This window comes from Kitasatospora sp. NPDC096077, from assembly GCF_040303245.1.
In the GTDB taxonomy this organism is placed as follows: domain Bacteria; phylum Actinomycetota; class Actinomycetes; order Streptomycetales; family Streptomycetaceae; genus Kitasatospora.
Genome location: NZ_JBEOSV010000028.1, coordinates 53,666 through 70,907, shown reverse-complemented (window position 1 = coordinate 70,907; position 17,242 = coordinate 53,666). Strand labels below are relative to the sequence as shown.

Here is a 17,242-nt window from a genome sequence, read left to right as displayed (position 1 = left end):
GAGCGGGCCCGGCGGGGTGCGCCGGGCCCGCCGCCGGTCACACCTTCACCGGCTCCTCGGCCCGGTCCTGCTCCAGCCGGGCGATCAGCTGCTCGCCCTCCATGTCGACCTTCGGCACGACCTTCTCCAGCCGCTTCGGGAACCACCAGGCGGCCCGGCCGAACAGCGCCATCGCGGCCGGCACCAGCGCCATCCGCACCACGAAGGCGTCCACCAGCACGCCCACCGCGAGGGCGAAGCCGATCGGTTGGACGATCGGGTCGTGGCCGAGGACGAAGGCGCCGAACACCGAGATCATGATCAGCGCGGCCGCCGTCACCACCCGGGCGCCGCCCTTCACCCCGCCGACGACCGCCTCGCGCGGCGCCTTGCCGTGGACGTACTGCTCCTTCATCCCGGAGACCAGGAACAGCTCGTAGTCCATGGCCAGCCCGAACAGCACGCCGATCAGCAGGATCGGCACGAAGCTGACCACCGGGCCGACCTTGGGCACGTCGATCAGGCCGTCCAGCCAGCCCCACTGGTAGACCGCGACCACCGCGCCGAGCGAGGCCAGGATGCTGAGCAGGAAGCCCAGCACCGCCTTGAGCGGCACCAGTACCGAGCGGAAGGCCAGCGCCAGCAGCACCAGGGCGATGCCGACGATCACCGCGACGAACGGCGGCAGGGCCTGGCCGAGCTTGTCGGAGACGTCGATGTTGGCGGCGGCGGTGCCGGTGACGGCGATGCTCGCGCCGGTCGCGGACTCGATCGCGGCGCGCTGGTCGCGGATCTCGCCGACCAGCGCCACGGTGGCCTGGTCGTCCGGGCCGGTCTTCGGGATGACGGGCAGCAGGGCGGTGCCGCTGGCCTGGTCGACCTTCGGCGGCAACAGGGTCTGCACGCCCTTCAGGCCCTGCAGCCGGCCGGCCGTCTCCTTCACCGCCTGCTCCGGGTGCGGCGCGCCGTGGGCGTCCACGACCACCACCAGCGGCGCGTTGAAACCGGGCCCGAAGCCGTCGCTGACCAGGTCGTACGCCTTGCGGGCGTCCGTCCCGACGGCCTGTGAACCGCCGCCCGGCAGACCCAGGTCGAGGCTCGCGGCGGGCACCGCCATGGCACCCAGCCCGGCCAGGCCGACCAGCAGCACGGGCAGCGGGCGGCGGACCACGAAGCGGGCCCAGCGCTCGCCCAGGGTGACCTTGCCGTTGGTGGTCAGCGCCCGCTTCCAGATCGGCAGCCGGTCGATCGCCCGGCCGGTGAAGCCCAGCACCGCGGGCAGCAGGGTGATCGCGACCAGGACGGCCACCACGACGGCCCCGGAGGCGGCCAGGCCCATCACGGTGAGGAACGGGACGCCCGCGACCGCGAGTCCGGCGAGCGCCACCACCACGGTCAGCCCGGCGAAGACGACGGCGCTGCCGGCGGTCGCGGTGGCCCGGGCGGCGGACTCCTCGGGCTCCAGGCCCTCGTCCAGGTGGCGGCGGTAGCGGAACAGGATGAACAGCGCGTAGTCGATGCCGACCGCGAGGCCGACCATCAGCGCCAGCACCGGCGCGGTGGTGATGATCTCGAACGAGCCGGTCAGCGCGAGCAGTCCGGCCATCGCGACGGCCACCCCGATCAGCGCGGTCAGCAGCGGCAGCCCGGCCGCGACCAGGGTGCCGAGGGTGATCACCAGCACCAGCCCGGCCACCACCAGGCCGATCGCCTCGGAGCCGCCCTCGATCTGGGCGAACCGGTTGTAGGCGTCGCCGCCGAAGGCCACGTCCAGCCCGGCCGCGCGGGCCGGTTCGGCGGCGGCCCGGACGGCGTCCCGCTGCTGGTCGGTGACCTCGGCGAGCTTGTGGTCGAAGGAGACCAGCGCGATCGCGACCTTCCCGTCCGGGGAGACCGCGCCGGTGGCGTACGGGTCGGGCGCCGCGGCCACGCCCGGGACGTGGGCGATCCGGGCGACGGCCTCGCCGACCGCCTTGGCCGACGCGGGCGAGGTGATACCGCCGGGCGCGTCGGCGGCGAAGACCACCTGGGCGGAGCCGTGGCCCTGCTCGGGGAAGGTGCCCTTGATCCGGTCCAGGGTGGCCTGCGCCTCGGTGCCGGGGACCTTGAACTCGTCGCTGGTCTTGCCCGCGAAGGCGCCCGCGGCCCCGCCGATCGCGATCAGCAGCGCGACCCACACGGCCAGCACGGCGCGCCTTCTCCGGAAGCAGTGGCGGCCCAGTCGGTACAGGTACGTGGCCAAGGTCTGACCCCTCGCGGTGCGGTCGGCGGACAGGCGGATGCCTGAGCGAACCCCTCCCACGGTAGACCTAAGTTTGTCGGGTGACAAAGTTGGGTGACAAGATCGACCGACACAGTTGTCCGATCGTGGCGCTACCCTGGCCCAATGGCTCATGTCCCCGCCTCCGAACGCCGACCCCAACTGGTCCGGGCCGCGATCGACCTGATGACCCGGGAAGGGGTCTCCGCCGGCAGCACCCGCGCGATCGCGGCCGAGCTGGGCGTGGCACAGGCGACGGTGCACTACACCTTCGGCACCAAGAAGGACCTCTACCGGGCCGTCGTCGAGGAGGTCGCCGCCCAGTTCATCGGCCAGGTGCGCGCCGCCTCCCCGGGCGACGGCCCGTTCGGCGAGCAGGTCCGCACCCTGGTGCACGCGCTCTGGGACGCCGCCACCGGCGAGGAGGGGCGCTGCGTCCTGCTGAGCGAGTTCGGCACGCTGGCGATGCGCGACCCGGACGTCCGGGAGATCATGCTCGGGCTCCAGTGCGCGATCGAGGGCACCGCCACCGAGATGCTCGCCACCCTCGCCGCCGCCCACGGGCTGACCCCGGCACTGCCCGCCGAGCGGATCGCCGTCCACTTCCTCAGCGGCTTCGACGGCCTGACCGCCCGCCACCTGATCCGCCGGCAGCCCGGCGAACAGCCCGACCGGGAGACCGTGGAGGCGCTGGACCTGCTGGTGGCGAGCACGGTCGGGCTCTGCCTCGGCGAACCGGCGGCCGAGGACCGGCCGCAGGCCCAGGGCCGGGCCCGGTCCGCACCCCGGGCCCAGCCCTAGTCCTCAGTCCTGATCCTGGTCCGCGGCCCGATCCTGGTCCGCGGCCCGATCCTGGTCCGCGGCCCGGTCCTGATCCGCGCCCCGGTCCTCGCCGCCGTCGACGATCCGGACCGGCAGTTCGGCCAGCACCTCGCGCAGCGCGGCGGCGAAGCGCTCGTACTCGGCGCTGCGGGCCGAGCCGGGCCGGGTGGCCAGGCCGATCCGGCGGCCGGGCGCCGGGGCGGCGAAGCGGACGGCGGCCAGCCGGTCGGCGCGTCCGGCCTCGACGTCCAGCGCGGTGGCGGGCAGCAGGGTCACCCCGAGGCCGCCGGCGACCAGCTGGACCAGGGTGGACAGCCCCGCCGCCCGGGTGGTGGAGCCGGCCGGGTCGGCGCCGACCTCGCGGCAGATGTCCAGCGCCTGGTCACGCAGGCAGTGGCCCTCCTCCAGCAGCAGCACGTCCAGGTCGAGCAGCGCGTCGCGCGGGACGTCGACCCGCCCGGCGAGCGCGTGCCCGGCCGGGGTGACCAGCACGAAGTCCTCGTCGAACAGCGGGATGTCCCGGGTCGGCGAGGAGCCGCCGGCCGGCAGGGCGAGCATCAGGACGTCCAGCCGTCCGGCGGCCAGGCCCTCCAGCAGCGAGGGGGTGCGCTCCTCGTGGACGTGCAGCTCCAACTCCGGGAAGCGGTCGCGGACCAGCCTCAGCACGGTGGGCAGCAGGTACGGTGCGACGGTGGGGATCACCCCGAGGTGCAGCGGCCCGGTGAACGGGCGGCGGGCGGCCTCGACCTCCTCGGTGAGGGCTTGCAAGGAGGCGAGCACCCGGCGCGCGTGAGCGTGCACACGCTCCCCCAGGGGGGTGACAATCACCTTGCGCGTCGTACGCTCGACCAGCTGCGCGCCCAGCGACTCCTCCAGCGCCGCGACCGCCCCGGACAGCGCCGGCTGGCTGGTCCCGGTCGCGGCGGCGGCCTCCCGGAAGTGCCGGTGCTCGGCCACCGCGACGAAGGCCCTGAGCTGGGCCACCGTCGGGGTGCGCGGATTGCGGAATGTGGCGCTCCCCACAGTCGGCTCGGGTTTGCCGGCGGCGGCCCTGCGGGGGCGGGGACGGGACGTGGGCGGTTCGGTACTGATAGCAATCTCCGATCAGACACATCCAGTCTAGCTATTTCCCTGATCAGTCCACGATGTGGAATTGTGGGTGGTGTCCGGAATCCGGACAAAACTCCCCTCAGTCTCACTTCAGGAGAAGCGAACGTGCTCACGATCGGTGACAAGTTCCCCGAGTTCGACCTCAAGGCCTGTGTCGACCTGGATGCCGCGAGCGCCTTCGCCGACATCGACCACAAGACCTACGAGGGCAAGTGGAAGATCGTCTTCTTCTGGCCGATGGACTTCACCTTCGTCTGCCCGACCGAGATCGCCGCGTTCGGCAAGCTGAACGACGAGTTCGCCGACCGTGACGCCCAGATCCTCGGCGTCTCCGGCGACTCCGAGTTCGTGCACCACGCCTGGCGCAAGGACCACAAGGACCTGCGCGACCTGCCCTTCCCGATGCTGGCCGACATCAAGCACGACCTGATGCGCGCCTGCGGCGTCGAGGGCGAGGACGGCACCGCCCAGCGCGCCGTGTTCATCGTCGACCCGAACAACGAGATCCAGTTCGTCATGGTCACCGCCGGCTCCGTCGGCCGTAACCCCAAGGAGGTCCTGCGGGTGCTGGACGCCCTGCAGACCGACGAGCTGTGCCCGTGCAACTGGACCAAGGGCGAGGACACCCTCGACGCCCAGGCCCTGCTGGCGGGCTGACCCATGGCCCTCGACGACCTGAAGGCCGCCCTCCCGGACTACGCCAAGGACCTCAAGCTCAACCTGGGCTCGGTCATCGGCAACTCCGACCTCCCCGCCCAGCAGCTCTGGGGCACCGTGCTGTCCTGCGCGATGGCCACCCGCAGCCCCGGCCTGCTGCGCGAGCTGGAGCCCGAGGCCAAGGCCAACCTCTCCCCGGAGGCGTACACCGCCGCCAAGGGCGCGGCCGCGATCATGGGGATGAACAACGTCTACTACCGGACGCTGCACCTGCTCTCCGACAAGGAGTACAGCACGATGCGGGCCGGTCTGCGGATGAACATCATCGGCACCCCGGGCGTCGAGAAGGTCGACTTCGAGCTCTGGTGCTTCGCCGTCTCGGCCATCAACGGCTGCGGCCAGTGCCTCGACTCGCACGAGGCCGTGCTGCGCAAGGCCGGCGTCGAGCGCGAGGTCGTCCAGGCCTCGATGAAGATCGCCGCCGTCCTGCAGGCCGTGGCCGGTGTCCTCGACTCCGAGGCCGCCCTCGCCGCCGCCGGCGCCTGACGCACCCCGCACTCCCTGACGGGCCCCTCCGCTTGCCGGAGGGGCCCGTCGGCGTTTCCGCAGGCCGCGGGCGGGCCCAACTCCGCTACAGTGCAAGGCGATCCGTGCACGACACCACTGCGGGCAGGGGGCCGACGGCCATGGACCTCGCGACGCTGCGCGACACCGACTTCGCCCTGCTGCACGACACCGCCGACGCGTACGAGCGACTGCGCGGCGACTTCGGACGGCACCTGGAGAACTGGCGCGACGGCGTCGAGCGACGGCTGACCGCCGCCGACTGGACCGGCCCCGCCGCCGACGCGGCGGCCCCCGCCCTCCGGCGCACCACCGGCGGACTGACGGCGGCCCGCACCGAACTCGGGCAGATCGGCCAGGCCCTCCGGACCGGTGCCGACGCCCTCGTCCTCGCCCAGTCGGCCCTGCGCAAGGCCCTGGAGGACGTACGGGCCGCGGGCATAGCGGTCGACGAACACGGCGCCGTCGACCCGGCGGCCGCCTCCCCCGCCGACCGGCACGACTCCGCGGACGAGGGCGCCCGCGCCCGGACCGCCGAGGCCCTCGCCGCCCGCATCGGCACCGCCCTCACCGAGGCCGACACCGTCGACCGGGCCCTCGCCGCCCGGCTCCGGCACTACACCGCCCGCGCCCGCGACGGCACCGGCCTCGACCCGCACCGCGCCCTCGGCGACCGGCTCGACCTCGGCCTCGCCCCGGACAACCTGCTGCTCGGCGGCGTCCCGGCGGACGGAGCGTCACCCGTCGAGGTGAACGCCTGGTGGAACGCGCTGCCCGTCGACCGGCAGCGCTGGCTGATCGAGGAGCACCCGGACCTGGTCGGCGACCGCGACGGCGTCCCCGCCGCGGCCCGGGACCGGGCCAACCGGATCCTCCTGCCGCGACTCATCGCCGGGTACCGGCCCGGCGGGCCGTCGTCCGACCCGTACGGCGATCTGAAGCTGAGCGGGTACCGCCGGATCGCCGAACGGCTGCGCCGGACCGACGGGACGGACCCGCCGGTCCTGCTGCTCGGCATCGGCGGGCGCGGGCAGGGCCGCGGGATCATCTCCTTCGGCGACCCGGACACCGCCGACGACGTCACCACCCTGGTCGGCGGCCTGGGCACCACACTGCGGCGGATCGGCGGCGGGGACGCCGACCGGGCGAAGGCCGTGTACGACGCGGCCCGGCGCGCCGACCCGACCCGCAGCACGGCGTCCATCGCCTGGCTGGGCTACGACGCCCCGCTCACCTTCCCGGAGGCCGGCGACCGGGCCCGCGCCCGGGGCGGCGTCGACGCCTACCGCAGGTTCCTCGACGGACAGCGCGTCACCCACCGGGGTCCGCCGGCCCACGTCACGGCCCAGGGCCACAGCTTCGGTTCGCTGCTGGTCGGCCTCGCCGCGCGGGGACCGGTCGGGATCGCGGCCGACGACGTCATCCTGGTCGGCAGCCCCGGCACCGACGCGTCGCACGCCTCGGAGTTCTCGGTGGGCGCCGGTCACACCTACGTCGGCGCCGCCGCCTGGGACCACGTCTCGCACCTCGGCTGGTACGCCCGGGACCCGGCCGGCGCGGACTTCGGCGCCCGCCGCTTCGCCGTGGACGGCGGCTCCCCCGACTTCACCGCGCACTCGTCCTACTGGGACGACGGCCCCGGCGACGACCGCACCTCGATCGACAACATCGGCCGGATCGTCAGCGGCCACGGCGACCGGATCAGCCCGGACGACCCCCGGTGACGGACCGACGCCCTAGTCCACCACCGGCTGGGCCGCCGTTGGCTGGGCCGTTGTCGCCGGTGTCGGCTGGGCCGCGGCGGTGCGTTCGGCGGCCTCGCGGGCGGCTTCGAGGGCCGTGAACACCGCCTGGCCGGCTTCGTTGCGGCGCCGCAGATGGGCGACCACGGTGTTGATGACGGCGATCAGCGGGACGGCGACCACCGCACCGCCGATGCCGCCGATGATGCCGCCGGCCGCGACGCCGAGGACCACGCCGAGCGGGTGGACCCGGACGGCCCGGCCGAGGATCAGCGGCTGGAGGATGTGGCTCTCCACCTGCATCACCGCGATCAGCACGACCAGCACCATCAGCGCCGTCCACGGCCCCTGGGTGACCAGCGCGATCAGCACCGCGACCGTTCCGGTGACCAGGGCGCCGACCAGCGGGACGAAGGCGCCGAGGAAGATGATCACGGCCAGCGGCATGGCCAGCGGCACGCCCAGCAGGTCGATGCCGACGCCGATGCAGACCGCGTCGATGAAGGCCACGCAGACGGTGCCGCGCACATACGCGGTGAGCGTGATCCAGGCCTTCGGGCCGGCCCCGGCCATCGCGAACCGGGACTGCCGGGGCAGGCCGCGCAGCGCCCAGTTCCAGATCTTCGCGCCGTCGTAGAGGAAGAAGAAGGTGGTGAAGAAGGTCATCAGCAGCGCGGTCAGGATCTCGACGGCGATCTGCGCGCCGGTGATCGAGGCCGAGGTGATCTGGTCGGTGTTGGTGGTGATGGCCTTGGTGATCTGGTTGGCGAAGTCGGTGATCTGCTGCTGGGTCAGGTGGAACGGCCCGGTGATCAGCCAGTCGCGCAGCTGGTTGACGCCGGTCTTCACCTGGTTGGTGACGTCCGGCAGGTTGGTGGACACCTGCCAGACCACGAACCAGCCGACCAGCCCGATCCCGGCCAGACCGCTGAGGAACACCCCGCCGGCCGCCAGCGAGCGCGGCACCCCGCGCCGGCGCAGCCAGGAGACCGAGGGCTCCAGCAGTGCGGTGATCAGCAGCGAGGCCAGCACCGAGAAGGCGACCAGGCGCAGCATGTCGACGACGTAGAAGAGGACGTAGAGCGCGGCGCCGAGCAGCAGCAGTCGCCAGGTCGACTCGGCGGCCACCCGCAGGCCCCAGGGCACCGCCTCGGCGGGGGTGGCGGGCCGTCCGGGGTGGTGCTCCCGGCCGAGTCCGCCGGGCGCGGCGGGTGCGGGGGCCGTGGGCGCCGGGGCCGCGTCGGCGACCGGCACAGGAACGGGAGTGGCGGGGACGGCGGCAGGGACGGGAGTGGGAGCGGGAGCCGGGTCGGCGCGCGGGACCGGCACCGGGCCCGGCACCTCCGCGTGGACGGGAACCGGGAGCTCGTGCGGATCGGCCGCCATCCCGGCGCGTCGGCGCCGTTCGATCACGGCGGCCGCGCTCGCCACCACGGCCATGCCCTTGGCCACGGCCTTCAAGGCCTTTCCGCCCCGCGCCATCCGCACTACCACCGCTTCCCTGCCGGACCCGCCGAGTCCGGCGGTACGCCGTGGGTCCCGCCACGGCCGTCAGGGATGACGCTACCCGGCAGGGGTGGGGCGAGTCCGCCCGCCAGGGGTGTTCGACTCGACGGGTTCTTTCCACAAAGTGGGACAAATCGCCGGATTCACGATGGTTTCGCCCAGGTTTCGCTGGGGAGGAGTCCGAACGGGACGACGAGTCGTTCCTGCGGAACCACTCGTCCCCGTCGGACCAACCGTCGGCGGACCGGCCGGTGCGGGAAGCATCCAGGACCCCTTCCCGCGCCCCGCGTCCGCACCCAGGACCGCACCGCCCGCGGGCGCACTGGTCAGCGCAGCCCGGGCGGCGCGGCCCGCCCTGCTCCGGCGTCCGCCGGAGAACGCCACGGCCCCCGGCCGCCCGTCGAACGGGACGAGCGGCCGGGGGCCGTGCGGAAGGGTGCGCCGCCCGGGGGCGGCGGTCCCTCCTAGTACCAGCTGTGGGCCTGCCAGAACGACCAGGCACCGCAGGGGCTGCCGTAGCGGCTGTTCATGTAGCCGACACCCCACTTGATCTGGGTCGCCGGGTTGGTGCGCCAGTCGGCACCGGCCGAGGCCATCTTGGAACCGGGCAGCGCCTGGACCAGGCCGTAGGCACCGGAACCGCTGTTGGTCGCGGTGTAGTCCCAGCCGCTCTCGCGCTTCACGATCTGGCTGAAGCACTGGAACTGGGCGTCGTTGCCGACGATCTGCCGGGCCATGTCCTGGACGGAGCCGGGGCTGACCGAGACCGGCGGCGCGCTGTTGTCGACCGCGGACATCGCCGAACGCGCCTTGGAGCGGTTGGCGGCGGCGTCGGCGGCGGCGCGCTGGTCGGCGGCGGCCTTGGCGGCCTTGTCCGCGTCGGCCTTCGCCTGCGCGTCGGCCTTGGCCTGGGCGTCCGCGGCGGCCTTCTGGCGCGCGGCCTCCTCGGCGGCCTTCTGCTCGGCGGCGGCCTTGGCGGCCGCGTCGGCGGAAGCCTGCTGGGCGGATGCCTGCTGTCCGATGTTGTCACTGGCGGTCTGTGCCTGGGCGCCTGAGGGGACTTCGGCGAGCAGGGTCGCGCCGGCGACGTCGACCGTCTGCGTGGTCTTGCCCTCGCTGCCCGAGGCCATACCCACGACGGCACCGACAGCGGTGACGGCGGTGGCGGAGGCCACAGCAACTCCCCGGACCGAGATCCGAGTCACATGGTTTCCTTCCAGCATCGCCCACGCGTGACCGTGCGGACGCAACATGCCCCTTGGCACGGACCTCCGTAGGTGCTCTGGTCACGGGAGGTGCTGACCCGGCGTCCGGTCGGTTGAGGCGACCGGGCGTTGGAATCGGGCGGCGTACGGCTCTCGGTCTTCAATTGTGCGTCCACCGACCGGAGTTGGCGGACCTTCCGGGGCCGGACTCCCGGAGTCCGGAAGCCCTGCCGCGCCGTACGCGGGGCCTGACAGAACCCTCACCATGCCGCACCGGGCACTGTCGACGCAATTCCCGCCTGCGTGGCGCATGTCACATTCACCGTGCGGGAGTTCTCCGGACAGAAAGCACTCGATGTGATGAAAGGGACGGGGCCTGCCCCGTCAGGAGCAGGCCCCGCGCCGCGAGTTGACCCTATTGTCCGACTATGCCCCGATCAGGGGCAGTTCACGGGTTGATGTCCTCCAGCATCTCCGTGACCAGCGCCGCGATCGGCGAACGCTCCGAGCGGGTGAGGGTGATGTGGGCGAAGAGCGGGTGCCCCTTCAACTTCTCCACCACCGCCACCACGCCGTCGTACCGGCCGACCCTGAGGTTGTCCCGCTGCGCCACGTCGTGGGTGAGCACCACCCGCGAGCCCTGGCCGATCCGGGACAGCACCGTCAGCAGGACGTTGCGCTCCAGCGACTGCGCCTCGTCCACGATCACGAAGGCGTCGTGCAGCGAGCGCCCCCGGATGTGGGTCAGCGGCAGGACCTCCAGCATCCCGCGGGCGATGACCTCCTCGATCACGTCCGGGGTGGTGACCGCCGAGAGGGTGTCGAAGACCGCCTGCGCCCAGGGGCCCATCTTCTCCGCCTCGGAGCCCGGCAGGTAGCCGAGCTCCTGGCCGCCGACCGCGTACAGCGGCCGGAAGACCATCACCTTGCGGTGCTGCCTCCGCTCCAGCACCGCTTCCAGTCCCGCGCACAGCGCCAGCGCCGACTTGCCGGTGCCGGCCCGACCGCCCATCGAGACGATGCCGATCTCCGGGTCGAGCAGCAGGTCCAGCGCCACCCGCTGTTCGGCGCTGCGACCGCGCAGCCCGAACGCCTCGCGCTCACCGCGCACCAGCCGGACCCGCCCGTCGCCGGTCACCCGGCCGAGTGCCCGGCCGCGCTCCGAGGTGAGCACCAGTCCGGTGTGCACCGGCAGCTCCTCGACCCCCTCGACGTCCACCGCGGCGTCGTGGCCGGCCGCGAACAGCGCGTCCACCTGGTCCGCCGCGACGTGCAGCTCGGACATCCCCGTCCAGCCGGAGGTGATCGCCAGCTCGGCCCGGTACTCCTCGGCGAGCAGGCCCACCGAGCTGGCCTTGATCCGCAGCGGGAGGTCCTTGGAGACGACGGTGACGTCGTACCCCTCGGCCTGTAGGTTGCGGGCGACCGCCAGGATCCGGGTGTCCGCCTCGCCGCCGCCCGCCCGGTAGCCGACCGGCAGTATCGAGACGTCCGAGTGGTTGAGCTCGACCCGGATCGTGCCGCCCAGCTCGCCGACCGGGATCGGCTCGTCGAGCCGGCCGTGCCGGATGCGGTAGTCGTCGAGCAGGCGCAGCGCCTGGCGGGCGAAGTAGCCCAGCTCGGGATGGTGGCGCTTGGCCTCCAGCTCGGTGACGACCACCACCGGGAGGACGACCTCGTGCTCCTCGAAGCGCGTCATGGCGAGCGGGTCCGCCAGCAGCACGCTGGTGTCGAGAACGTACGTGCGCCGGTCTGGTGTCCGGCGGCTCTTGGAACTGACCACTAGGCCTCCAGAGCGGATGACCCTGCGTCATCCGCGGCATGCCGGCCCCCGCTGCCCCGGTGGCCTCGGGACCGGACTGACTGGAGTATTCCCAGGCGGGGGGCGGTGCATTCGCGCCCCCGGCGAACTGACGGATCATTGCCGGTGAACGTTTGGCCTCGCGCGGGGCCCGGGTAGGCCATCCCAACGGCGGTCATTCCACCCGGATGCGCCGCCCGGAATGCCCGGACGGGCGCCCCGGGTCAGAGGCCGAGCCGCCGGTTCCGCTGTTCGAAGGCGCGCAGCGCGCGGAGGAAGTCGACCTTGCGGAAGGCCGGCCAGTACGCCTCGCAGAAGTAGAACTCGCTGTGGGCGCTCTGCCAGAGCAGGAATCCGGACAGCCGCTGCTCGCCCGAGGTGCGGATGATGAGGTCCGGGTCGGGCTGGTTGCGGGTGTAGAGGTGCTCGGAGATGTGTTCGACGGTCAGGATCTCGGCCAGTTCCTCGATCGCGGTGCCGCGCCCGGCGTGCTCCTGGAGCAGCGAGCGGACGGCGTCGGCGATCTCGTGCCGGCCGCCGTAGCCGACCGCGACGTTGACGGTGATGCCGTCGATCCCGGCGGTCTCGTCGGCGGCGCGCTTGAGCACGTCGGCGGTGTGCTGCGGGAGCAGGTCCAGCGCGCCGACCGGGTTGACCCGCCAGCGGCGGGCGGCGGCCAGGCCGGTGACGGCGTCCTCGATGATGCCGAGCAGCGGGACCAGCTCGTCGGCCGGGCGGTCCAGGTTGTCGGTGGAGAGCATCCACAGGGTGACGACCTTGACGTGGGTCTCGTCGCACCAGCCGAGGAACTCGCTGATCTTGTCGGCGCCGCGCTGGTGGCCGTACGCGGTGGAGCCGCCGGCGGCCTTGGCCCAGCGGCGGTTGCCGTCCAGGATCACGCCGATGTGGTGCGGGGTGCGCGCGAGGTGGACCTCGACCCGGCGGCCGTAGAGCCCGTACATCCCGCCCAGCAGGGTGCGGAGCCCCGGCGTCCGTTCGGCGACATCGCGCAGACCCATGCTTTTCCCGGCCCCTCCGTGCTCGTTCGGGCTGGTGCGGCACCGCCCCGGCGCAGCCTACTCCCGCGTGCGGGTACTGGGTAAAGCAGCAGGTAGCGGTCTGGTCACGGTCCTGTACGAAGTCTGTCCCGACGGGCGTGTCCGGGCCTCCGGGGCGGGGCTCCTGTCGTGGACACGGAACGGTCTCCGGTTCCTTAAGGGAGCCGTAAACCGGTCCACCGATGCTTGACGGCCGGCAATGGTCTAGTCCAGCTTTTGACCCGGGGCGGAACGAAACCCGAACCGCCCCGTGAGTCACCTGCGGACCCCTCCCCCACACGCGGCCGCCGCGCCCCCCACCGCGGCGGCCGCTCCTTCCCCAGGAGCGTCACCCCATGGCCCGTACGCCGAACCAGCCCGCGCACCGGCGCCGGCGCATCCCCCTCCCGGCCCTCGCGGCCGGTGCCACCGCCCTCGCCCTGGCCGGCGGCGGCCTCGCGCTCTTCGCCGGCGGCGCCAGCGCGGCGGACGGCAACCTGGTCACCAACGGCGGTTTCGAGTCCGGTCTGAGCGGCTGGTCCTGCACCGGCGGCGCGGCCGCGGTGTCCTCGCCGGCACACTCCGGCAGCGGCGCGCTGCAGGCCACCCCGGGCGCGGGCGACACCGCCGAGTGCACCCAGACCGTCAGCGTGCTGCCCAACACCAGCTACTCGCTGAGCGCCTGGGTGCAGGGCCCGTACGTCTACCTCGGCGCGCGCGGCACCGGCGGCACCGACCCGTCCAGCTGGTCGAACCAGAGCAGCTGGAACCAGCTGTCCAGCACCTTCACCACCGGGGCCAACACCACCAGCGTCACGGTCTACCTGCACGGCTGGTACGGGCAGAGCGCCTACCTCGCCGACGACGTCGCGCTGGTCGGCCCGGGCGGCGGCGGCTCCACGCCCTCGCCGACGGCCACCCCCAGCTCCACCCCGACGCCGACGGCCACGGCCAGCCCGTCCCCGACGGTCACCCCCACCGTCACCCCCACGGCGACGCCCACCCAGACGCCGACCTCCACCCCGACCCCCACGGCCACCCCGACCGCGACCCCGACCGGCACCCCGCCGGCCACCGGGCTGCCCGCGCACGCGCTCACCGGCTACTGGCAGAACTTCGACAACGGCTCCACCCCGCAGCGCCTGAGCGACGTCCAGAACGCGTACGACATCATCGCGGTCTCCTTCGCCGACGCCGTGCCGACCCAGACCGGCGCGATCAGCTTCACCCTGGACCCGGGCCTGTCCAAGGCGCTCGGCGGCTACACCGACGCCCAGTTCCGCGCGGACATCAAGGCCAAGCAGGCGGCCGGCAAGAAGGTCGTCCTCTCCATCGGCGGCCAGAACGGCGCGATCAGCGTCGGCGACGGCACCGCCGGGGCGAACTTCGCCAACAGCGCCTACTCGATCATCAAGGACTACGGCTTCGACGGCATCGACGTCGACCTGGAGAACGGCGTCCAGGCCGGCCCGCTCGGCGACGCACTGCACACCCTGCAGGCCAAGGTCGGCCCCGGCTTCGTGCTCACCATGGCCCCCGAGACGATCGGGATGTACAGCACCGCCGGCGCCTACTTCCAGCTGGCGCTGAACACCAAGGACATCCTGACCGTCGTCAACACCCAGTTCTACAACTCGGGCGGCATGAACGGCTGCGACGGCAAGGTCTACAACCAGGGCACGATCGACTTCATCACCTCCCAGGTCTGCACCCACATCCAGGGCGGCCTGCGGCCCGACCAGGTCGGCATCGGCGTCCCGGCCTCCGGCAAGGCGGCGGGCGGCGGCTACGTCGACCCCTCGGTGGTGAACAACGCGCTCAACTGCCTGGCCACCGGCAACAACTGCGGCAGCTTCGTGCCGCCGGCCAAGTGGCCCACCATCCGCGGCGCGATGACCTGGTCCACCAACTGGGACGCCAACAACGGCAACGCGTTCTCCAACGCGGTCGGCCCGTTCGTCCACAAGATGCCGTAACCCGCTCCCCGATCCGCAACTCCCTTCGGCGCGCCGCTCCTTGAGGGTGGGGCTCGCGCGCCGACGGCGGGGCCCGTCGTACCGGAACCGGTACGGCGGGCCCCTTCCGCGTCAACGGGCCTTGGGTGTCGGCGAACCCTTGCACGTCAGCGGGCCCTTGTGCGTCAGCGGGCCCTTGTGCGTCAGCGGCCCCTTGCGCGTCAGCGGGCCAGCACCGCCGTGAGGGCGCCGAGCAGCAGGAACGGGCCGACCGGAACGTCGAGCCCCCGCCACGGGCGGCGGCGGACCAGCAGGGCGAGCGCCCGCAGGGTGCCCCACAGCCCGGCCAGCACCACCGCGGCGACCAGCCCGCCGATCGCGACCCACCAGCCGTACCAGCCGAGCAGTCCGCCCAGGACGAACCCGAGCGGGGAGTCGCCGGGCCCCAGGGCCCCGATCTGGACGGCGACTTCGAGCAGCGCCCCGACCGCCAGCGCGACCAGCAGGCAGCGCAGCAGCACGCCCGGGCGCCCCTCGGCCAGCGCCGCCGCCGTCAGCAGCACGGCCACCCCGGCCAGCAGCGGCCCGGTCAGCCGGTACGGCAGCCGGCGCACCCGGACGTCGGTGAAGCCGAGCGCCACGCCGAGCGCGCCGGCCCAGGCGAGCGCCGCCACCACCGCCCCGTCCGCCGCGTACGCGACCCCGACCGCGACCGCCGCCGTGACCGCCTCCACCGTTCCCGCGCCCGCGCCCAGCCGCCCCCGGCAGCCCGGGCAGCGACCGCTCGGCGGCAGCAGCAACCCGACCGCCCGGTCGCACAACGGGCATGCCCCGCACCGGGGTTCGCCCTCGGGCACGGCGAAGCGGGCGATCAGTCCGCGCAGCAGCGGAGCCAGCAGGAGCCCGACCAGCACCGCCCCGGTCACCACCACGACCACCACCGGCGCACCCCCTCCTCGTCGACGCACCGGGCCCCATCTTCCCGTCCCGTCCGGACGGACGGTGTGCCGTCCGTCTCGTTCGGGGCCGGATTCCATCCGAGGATTCGCCGGCCTTCCTCACATACATGAGCATTCCGGACATTCGGCCAGCGGTTTGGAAGGCGGTTCGACGCCCCCACCTGTCGATCCAAGGAGGCCCTTCCGGGCCCGGCGAGCCACCCTCCCGGACTCCCCGCGCGGGGTGCCAAGGTGCCCCTAAAGTAGGCAGGCATGCAGGTCATCCAGTCCAGCAAGCTCGCCAACGTCTGCTACGACATCCGCGGCCCGGTGCTCGACGAGGCGATGCGGCTGGAGGAACAGGGCCACCGCATCCTCAAGCTCAACACCGGCAACCCGGCCGTCTTCGGCTTCGAGGCGCCCCCGGAGATCCTCCAGGACATCCTCCGCAACCTCTCGAACGCGCACGGGTACGGCGACTCCAAGGGTCTGCTCTCGGCCCGCCGCGCGGTGGTGATGCACTACGAGGACCGCGGGCTGCACGGGCTCTCCGTCGACGACGTCTTCCTCGGCAACGGCGTCTCCGAGCTGATCCAGCTCGCCATGACCGCGCTGCTGGACGACGGCGACGAGGTGCTCGTCCCGGCGCCGGACTACCCGCTGTGGACCGCCTCGGTCTCACTGGCCGGCGGCACCGCGGTGCACTACCGCTGCGACGAGCAGGCCGAGTGGTACCCGGACCTCGCCGACATCGAGTCCAAGGTGACCGACCGGACCAGGGCGATCGTGGTGATCAACCCGAACAACCCGACCGGCGCGGTCTACCCGCGCGAGGTGCTGGAGGGCATCGCAGAGATCGCCCGCCGGCACCAACTCGTGGTCTACGCGGACGAGATCTACGACAAGATCCTCTACGACGACGCCGAGCACGTCCCGCTGGCCACCCTGGCCCCGGACCTCTTCTGCGTCACCTTCAACGGACTGTCCAAGTCCTACCGGGTCGCCGGTTTCCGCTCCGGCTGGATGGTGCTCTCCGGCGACCGCCAGCGCGCCCGCAGCTACGTCGAGGGCCTGACCGTGCTCGCCTCGATGCGGCTGTGCGCCAACATGCCCGCCCAGCACGCGGTGGCCGCCGCGCTCGGCGGACGGCAGTCGATCAAGGACCTGGTGCTGCCCGGCGGCCGGCTGCTGGCCTCCCGGGACGCGGCGTACGAGCTGCTGAACCAGATCCCCGGGGTGAGCTGCGTCAAGCCGAAGGGCGCGCTGTACGCCTTCCCCCGGCTGGACCCGAAGGTCTACAAGATCAAGGACGACGCCCAGATGGTGCTGGACCTGCTGCGCTCCCAGCGGATCCTGCTGGTCCAGGGCACCGGCTTCAACTGGCCCGAGCCGGACCACTTCCGGCTGGTCACGCTGCCCCGGCCGGAGGAGATCACCGACGCGGTGACCAGGATCGGCGACTTCCTCAGCGGCTACACCCAGCCCTGACCCCCTCGCCGGAGGGGGAACACCCGGCGAGGGTCCAGGGGAAAGCACTACGGCCGGAGTCCCGGCCCGGGCGGTCTCCTTGGTCGGGGAAAGACCGCCCGGCGGAACTCCGGCCGTCCTGTCACTCGGTCGGCGCGCCGTTCGTGCGGCGCGCCGACCTCTCGCTCGACTGAGGCTC

General features: G+C 72.9%; 13 protein-coding genes. 6 read left to right on the top strand and 7 right to left on the bottom strand.

Annotated elements, in window-relative coordinates; translation table 11 throughout:
• Positions 1–37 precede the first annotated feature (37 nt).
• On the bottom strand, positions 38–2,221 hold the full coding sequence (locus tag ABTZ03_RS23820) for an MMPL family transporter (RefSeq protein ID WP_350515073.1): 2,184 nt from the start codon (positions 2,219–2,221) through the stop codon (positions 38–40).
• A 144-nt stretch (positions 2,222–2,365) separates the two neighbouring features.
• Between ABTZ03_RS23820 and ABTZ03_RS23815 the strand changes: the two genes are divergently transcribed.
• On the top strand, positions 2,366–3,040 hold the full coding sequence (locus ABTZ03_RS23815) for a TetR/AcrR family transcriptional regulator (RefSeq protein WP_350515072.1): 675 nt from the start codon (positions 2,366–2,368) through the stop codon (positions 3,038–3,040).
• A 3-nt stretch (positions 3,041–3,043) separates the two neighbouring features.
• On the opposite strand, the gene ABTZ03_RS23810 is transcribed toward ABTZ03_RS23815, so the two are convergent.
• Positions 3,044–4,084 (bottom strand): LysR substrate-binding domain-containing protein, encoded by a 1,041-nt coding sequence (locus ABTZ03_RS23810; protein WP_350515071.1) that lies wholly within the window; start codon positions 4,082–4,084, stop codon positions 3,044–3,046.
• Positions 4,085–4,276: 192 nt separating this feature from the next.
• Here ABTZ03_RS23810 and ABTZ03_RS23805 point away from each other — a divergent pair, with 192 nt between their 5' ends.
• From ABTZ03_RS23805 to ABTZ03_RS23795, 3 genes are all read left to right on the top strand, one after another.
• Entirely contained in the window at positions 4,277–4,828 is a 552-nt protein-coding gene (locus ABTZ03_RS23805) for a peroxiredoxin (RefSeq protein WP_350515070.1), read from the top strand.
• 3 nt (positions 4,829–4,831) lie between these two features.
• Positions 4,832–5,374 (top strand): alkyl hydroperoxide reductase, encoded by a 543-nt coding sequence (locus tag ABTZ03_RS23800; RefSeq protein WP_224283643.1) that lies wholly within the window; start codon positions 4,832–4,834, stop codon positions 5,372–5,374.
• Positions 5,375–5,514: 140 nt separating this feature from the next.
• Positions 5,515–7,116 carry an alpha/beta hydrolase gene (locus tag ABTZ03_RS23795; RefSeq protein WP_350515069.1) on the top strand — a complete coding sequence of 534 codons (1,602 nt, stop codon included), beginning with the start codon at positions 5,515–5,517 and terminating at the stop codon, positions 7,114–7,116.
• Positions 7,117–7,128: 12 nt separating this feature from the next.
• Here the strand turns inward: ABTZ03_RS23795 and ABTZ03_RS23790 are convergent, their stop codons facing one another.
• The 4 genes from ABTZ03_RS23790 to ABTZ03_RS23775 form a co-directional block, all read right to left on the bottom strand.
• Complete coding sequence (locus tag ABTZ03_RS23790) at positions 7,129–8,586, bottom strand: AI-2E family transporter (RefSeq protein ID WP_350515113.1); 1,458 nt, start codon at positions 8,584–8,586, stop codon at positions 7,129–7,131.
• A gap of 518 nt (positions 8,587–9,104) precedes the next feature.
• Positions 9,105–9,845, bottom strand: a complete 741-nt coding sequence (locus ABTZ03_RS23785) for an aggregation-promoting factor C-terminal-like domain-containing protein (protein ID WP_350515068.1) — start codon at positions 9,843–9,845, stop codon at positions 9,105–9,107.
• Between the two features lie 448 nt (positions 9,846–10,293).
• The gene (gene phoH2, locus ABTZ03_RS23780; RefSeq protein ID WP_350515067.1) at positions 10,294–11,628 is read right to left on the bottom strand and encodes an RNA 5'-3' helicase PhoH2; all 1,335 of its coding nucleotides are present in this window, start codon (positions 11,626–11,628) and stop codon (positions 10,294–10,296) included.
• A 242-nt stretch (positions 11,629–11,870) separates the two neighbouring features.
• Complete coding sequence (locus tag ABTZ03_RS23775) at positions 11,871–12,665, bottom strand: isoprenyl transferase (protein ID WP_350515066.1); 795 nt, start codon at positions 12,663–12,665, stop codon at positions 11,871–11,873.
• 374 nt (positions 12,666–13,039) lie between these two features.
• Between ABTZ03_RS23775 and ABTZ03_RS23770 the strand changes: the two genes are divergently transcribed.
• Complete coding sequence (locus ABTZ03_RS23770; RefSeq protein WP_350515065.1) at positions 13,040–14,659, top strand: chitinase; 1,620 nt, start codon at positions 13,040–13,042, stop codon at positions 14,657–14,659.
• A gap of 200 nt (positions 14,660–14,859) precedes the next feature.
• On the opposite strand, the gene ABTZ03_RS23765 is transcribed toward ABTZ03_RS23770, so the two are convergent.
• Positions 14,860–15,579, bottom strand: coding sequence for a prepilin peptidase (locus ABTZ03_RS23765; protein ID WP_350515064.1), 720 nt, complete (start codon positions 15,577–15,579; stop codon positions 14,860–14,862).
• Positions 15,580–15,849: 270 nt separating this feature from the next.
• Between ABTZ03_RS23765 and ABTZ03_RS23760 the strand changes: the two genes are divergently transcribed.
• Positions 15,850–17,064, top strand: a complete 1,215-nt coding sequence (locus tag ABTZ03_RS23760; RefSeq protein WP_350515063.1) for a pyridoxal phosphate-dependent aminotransferase — start codon at positions 15,850–15,852, stop codon at positions 17,062–17,064.
• The last annotated feature ends 178 nt before the right edge of the window (positions 17,065–17,242 follow it).